This is a genomic window from Microcystis sp. M53602_WE12 (assembly GCF_030065455.1).
GTDB lineage: Bacteria > Cyanobacteriota > Cyanobacteriia > Cyanobacteriales > Microcystaceae > Microcystis > Microcystis aeruginosa.
This window is the reverse complement of the sequence record NZ_JASJFB010000529.1, coordinates 1-5311: the sequence shown is the minus strand read 5'-3', so window position 1 is coordinate 5311 and position 5311 is coordinate 1. Positions and strand designations below refer to the sequence as shown.

6 protein-coding genes and 1 pseudogene are annotated in these 5311 nt (G+C 42.6%); 1 reads left to right on the top strand and 6 read right to left on the bottom strand.

Going from position 1 to position 5311, the window contains the following annotated elements:
- The 6 genes from PX482_RS17215 to PX482_RS17190 all read right to left on the bottom strand — a co-directional run.
- Positions 1-180: DNA adenine methylase (locus tag PX482_RS17215; RefSeq protein ID WP_288122743.1), on the bottom strand; the 180-nt coding region annotated here is incomplete at its 3' end.
- A gap of 8 nt (positions 181-188) precedes the next feature.
- Positions 189-728 (bottom strand): hypothetical protein, encoded by a 540-nt coding sequence (locus PX482_RS17210; protein ID WP_002759758.1) that lies wholly within the window; start codon positions 726-728, stop codon positions 189-191.
- A gap of 238 nt (positions 729-966) precedes the next feature.
- Positions 967-1299 (bottom strand): hypothetical protein, encoded by a 333-nt coding sequence (locus PX482_RS17205; RefSeq protein WP_288058033.1) that lies wholly within the window; start codon positions 1297-1299, stop codon positions 967-969.
- Positions 1300-1418: 119 nt separating this feature from the next.
- Positions 1419-1664 (bottom strand): YlcI/YnfO family protein, encoded by a 246-nt coding sequence (locus PX482_RS17200; protein ID WP_287730079.1) that lies wholly within the window; start codon positions 1662-1664, stop codon positions 1419-1421.
- A gap of 115 nt (positions 1665-1779) precedes the next feature.
- Complete coding sequence (locus PX482_RS17195; RefSeq protein ID WP_002759753.1) at positions 1780-3711, bottom strand: transglycosylase domain-containing protein; 1932 nt, start codon at positions 3709-3711, stop codon at positions 1780-1782.
- A gap of 171 nt (positions 3712-3882) precedes the next feature.
- Entirely contained in the window at positions 3883-4368 is a 486-nt protein-coding gene (locus PX482_RS17190; protein ID WP_288093563.1) for a pentapeptide repeat-containing protein, read from the bottom strand.
- A 219-nt stretch (positions 4369-4587) separates the two neighbouring features.
- Between PX482_RS17190 and PX482_RS17185 the strand changes: the two are divergent.
- Positions 4588-5127: pseudogene (locus tag PX482_RS17185) on the top strand (YebC/PmpR family DNA-binding transcriptional regulator); the annotation flags it as partial.
- Positions 5128-5311: the final 184 nt, after the last annotated feature.

Below are 5311 nucleotides of genomic sequence, written 5' to 3'. Positions count from 1 at the left end.
ATTAATCCAATAGGTTTTTATTTGTTGTCCAAAGAGTTGCTTAACAGCAAAAAATACAGAACCCCCACCAAAAAAAGGTTCTCGATATTCCCTAATATTCACAGGAATTTGCGGCAAAATTTGCTTAATTGCCCGGGATTTCCCCCCCGGATAACGCAAGGGACTTTTAATTTTTGACATTTTATTTACTAATTAGCTCCTATCTCGATTTCGAGCTTTTTATTGGTTTGAACTTCAACTAAAAGCTTTCTAATTATTTCCTGCTCTCTCTCCTTCAGATTATCCGAGTTTAACACAAGAAATTTTTCTAGATTTTCCAATTGACAAGGTAAAGTAATTTTGTCTTTAATACCTTTACCTGTAAGTTTTAACTTTGACACAAAATTTATGGATTGATTGTTTAAGTTAATGGAGTCTATATTGGAATACAGAATTAATTTAAAAAGACCATCTTGTATATCAGTTAAATCTGGCAGCCCCTTCCTTGTAGAATTTTTAGACTCCTGAATGTAATATTGATCTTTTATATATAAAATTTCGTCTGGTGCTAGATAATAAGTTCCTCCCAAATAGTTTTCAATACAGAAGTTTGCTTTCCTTCCATCGACTAAATATTCATGTTTATGTACTGTAACTGATTCCCTTTCACTTGCCATTTTAGAGCCTTTTAGAGATATATTTTTGAATTCTTCAAAATCAAGCATAACTGCTTTTAGATATTGTCCCATACTAGCTTGAGAATGAGTAAAAACACCAGTATTGTCAGAGATATTTTTATAAGAATTAAGAGCCTGTTGAAAAGTCGAAGTAAACTTTTCTTCTAATAAACTTTTATTCCAATGTAAAGCACTTTGCTTGTAATTTAAAATTTCTTTTATTTGATTCTTAATAAATTCATTATTAAACTTTTGTTTGGTAAGTTTGTGTTTATTTTCCTGTTTCGTTTTTTGACTTTTCTCCGCATTTTCATAGTATCCAAGAACTATATATATTGAGTAAATTCATCCATGAAACTGTAGAATATTGAAGCTTATCTAAGTCTCCATCTCTTCCCTCATCTTTAATAATCGGTATTATTGTCAATATTTTTGATGCATTATATGTGTTATAAATTCTGGCAAATGGATAACTTCTGGTTCGCTTAGGGGAAACCCACTTGGAATAAGCGACTTCTGTATTTTGTGCCTCTATAATTCCATAAGCTCTGGATTCATTAACATCAAATTGTTCCAAACATACTCTGTCTAAAGATTCTGTTAGACAGGCTGTATATTTTACATCTCTAATAAATCCAGTCAAATTCAAGACTTCGCTCATATTATGAAATTACGATCAAACTAATTGGATTAAAAGACAGCCTAACGGTTGAACTCACCCGCCTTGTCAAAGTCTAGCACAAAGTCTGGTGCAGTGATATGTCAGACAGTCGGCAGCCGGTCATAGGCTTCTGACTCAACATCGGGAACTTTTGTTAAGATTGCCTGATACTTTTCTCGACTTCCCTTTTTGGACCTTTCTATTAGGTAATTTTCTGTCATCAACGCTGAAAGTTTCTCAGCGATCGCAGTAGAGATAAATTGATCGATCGAAATTCCATCACGAGCCGCTAGATCATCTAAACTTTTCTGTAATGAGTCGGGAATTTGAACTTGGATGGTACTCATGGTAACTTACCTATTAATCGTAGGAAACCTAAAGGCTCAAAGCGTGGGTTTCATTTTTAACATAGCCACCTTTACTCGATCGATAAATTACGATCAAACCAATTAGATTAACCATCTACTTAACTGTTGGTTTGCGGAATTTGGAGGGAGAGGGAAAATATTCTACTCGTTCATTTTTAAGTGCTTGTGCCATAAAATCACGCCAAATGGGAGCGGCAAAACCGCCACCAGTGATACCTTTACCTAAAGTGCGATTTTGGTCATCTCCAATCCATACTGCCGTGGCTAATTGGGGAACATAACCAACAAACCAGACATTTTTCTCGTTATCGGTAGTACCGGTTTTTCCCGCTGCTGGACGACCGATTTGGGCCGAGGTGGCTGTTCCTCCCTGAATAACTCCCTGTAGGACAGAATTGAGAGAAGCGGTGGCCCAGGGGTCTAAAACTAGCTTCGGTTTGGGTGTATTATCGAGCATGACGTTACCACGGCTATCAGTAACACGCATGATAAAGGTAGGCTTAGAATGCCAGCCATTACTGGCAAAAGTAGCGTAGGCCCCCGCCATTTCCAGAGGAGTCACATCCACGGATCCCAAAGGTAAAGAGGTGACGGCAATTAAAGGACTCTCGAAACCCAACAGACGACAGACTTCAATGACTTTATTTATCCCGACGCGACGACCGAGAACAACTGCGGGAATATTCAGAGACTGCATCAGAGCGCTACGCAGGGAAACCGGACCAGAAAAGCCGCCACCGTAGTTTTTTGGGCTATAGAAGCCGCCGGCCTCGCGAAAACGTACGGGAGCATCATTAATCACCGTTTCGGGGGTAAAACGACCACTAGCGAAGGCAGTATAATAGACGAAAGGTTTAAAAGCTGACCCCGGTTGACGACGGGATTGGATGGCGCGGTTTAATTGACTTTTATTGTAATCAACGCCACCGACGAGCGCCTTGACGAAATGGGTGCGGGGATCCACTGCGACTAGAGAAATTTGTAGGTCTTTGGTACGAATACCGCGACCACGCAAGCTATTATAGGCCCGTTGGATGGTAGACTCGGCCATGTTTTGAAAGTCGAGATCGATCGTGGTTTGAATCCGCATTCCCCCTTTAGTTAGGGTTTCCTTGCCAAATTTTTGCCGCAATTCTGCCACCACTGCATCGGTAACGTAGGGTAATTTACTTTCTTGCCAAGCGGTAGGTTTACCCAGTTTCAGCGGTTCCTTTAAAGCGGCCTCTTCCTGTGCGGGGGTGATCCAACCTAAGGTACGCATCCGACTGAGAACCAATGCCTGTCTTTCCTTGGCGGTTTTATAATTATTAAAAGGACTATAAACTTCCGGCGCTTGGATTAATCCGGCCATCATCGCCGATTCTGCTAAATTTAACTGGGCAGCGGGTTTATTAAAATAACTTTTAGCAGCGGTTTGCACTCCGTAATTATTATGACCCCAATAGATATTATTGAGGTACATTTCCAGAATGTCATTTTTGCTAAAAACCTGTTCCACTCGTACTGCCAGGACCGCCTCGGCTAATTTACGGCTAACGGTGCGCTGATGGGAGAGAAAAATATTTTTGACTAACTGCATGGTGATAGTAGATGCACCTTCCACCACACCGCCACTTTTCCAGTTAGCCACTACTGCCCGGCCGATACTATTAGGATTAATACCACGATGGTGATAAAAATGGCTATCTTCGATCGCCATCACGGCGCGTTTCAGATTGGGAGAGATTTGATCGAGTTCCACCACTTCCCGATTCGCTTCCCCGTGTAAGCTGGTCAGGGGTCTGCCTTTAACATCGTAGATATAACTGGTTTCCGTGGGGACGTAACCCCGTAAAATCCTCACATCGGGTAGATTGCGGTAACTAATCGCTAATCCTACCACAGCCCCCGTCACCACGGCCGTGGATACCATCAACAGGCCGAGAGCGGTTCCCCCTGCGACTCTGGAGACTCCTTGGAAAAAGCTATCCGAGTCACTACTAGGTTTCTGCTCTTTGTCTTGATTGCCGAGGGTACTGGTGGACACGATGGTTACAATTTCCTTTTTCCAAGAGGGGACTGATCGATTAAACTGGCTTGAAAGTCTATTGTAAAGGTTTTGTTAAAAAATCGAATACTAGCTTACAGCAATTATGGCCGATCTGGCTCTAGTTTCGATCGGTCATGACAGCGCGATTCGGGGCAGCATAGTTAGGTATCAGCGACAAAATAGGGTATCGCGGGTATTTCTGCCAGTTACTGGGTTAGTTCCCGTCGCTCTCTCACAAAGATATTTTTCCACATCGGAGCGAATAATTGCATCGGTAAAATCGGCCCCGTCGATAATTGCACCTTTGATTAAAATGTTAGTGGCAAAAGCTCCTTCGAGAACGGCATTGGTAAAGTTGGCTTTGGTTAAACGGGCCGATTCTAAATCCACATTTCTCATATTGGCATCGCTAAAGTCGGCCCCCTCCAAGTTGGCAGAAAAAAAGCGTACTCCTTCCAGATTGGCATGACTGAAGTTACTACCGCGCAGATTAGAGTGATCGAAGGTGGAATCGCGCAAATCCTGCCCCGCAAAGTCGTTATCGGTCAAATTGCGGTTATTATAACTTAGCGCTTGGGCCGGAGCCAAGGAGAATAATAATACTAATATACTAGCAAACAAGGTTAGTAGAGTTTTGCGAGAAAATTGCGCCATATTGCCCCCTGATTGATCAACCTTTTCTATAATAAGCTGTACTGCATTTAAACCGCCTATCGGTAATTTTAGTACAAATGCTCGAACTACCCGCTCCCCTATAGCTTTGAAACAGGATTTATGATCATTACCCTGCACTCGTTGAGTTGACAATTATCCCCGGATTTACCAAGAGCGATCGATCTGCTAGATTTTTGATGTTGGATATGTTAGACAGGTATGGCTGGTCATAGTAAATGGGCAAATATTAAACGACAAAAAGCCCGGGTTGACGCCAAAAAAGGGCAAACTTTCACCCAGTTATCCCGGGCCCTTATCGTGGCTACCCGTAACGGTGTTCCGGATCCTGCGGGCAATTTTCAGCTACGCACGGCGATCGAAAAAGCCAAGGCGGCCGGTATTCCCAATGACAATATCGAAAGAGCGATCGCTAAAGGGGCGGGAACTTGGGAAAATGACTCGGCTTTTGAGCAAATTCGCTACGAGGGTTATGGTCCCGGGGGTGTGGCGATCCTGATCGAAGCACTGACCGATAATCGCAATCGCACGGCCGCAGATCTGCGGGTGGCTTTTAGCAAAAATGGCGGTAATTTAGGTGAAACGGGCTGTGTGGGCTGGATGTTTGACCATAAGGGGGTAATTCGTCTTGAGGGAACTATTGATGAGGATCAGCTTTTAGAAGCTTCCCTAGAGGGCCAGGCCCAATCCTACGAGTTTTTTGACAGTGAGGAGGAAGGTGAAGGGGCAGAAGTTTTTACCTAAAATGTCGGATGAATGCCCCCGCTAAATTTTTCGACAAGACATCAACCTTTGCGGGGGATGAAATCCGACCAAGATATTAACTGCGAAGCACGATTTTAATTCTACCATTTGTAGGTAAACTGTGTTATACTTAATTTATCCAGGGTCGAGGATTAATCAATGCTAGTCGTAGAAGCCAAGT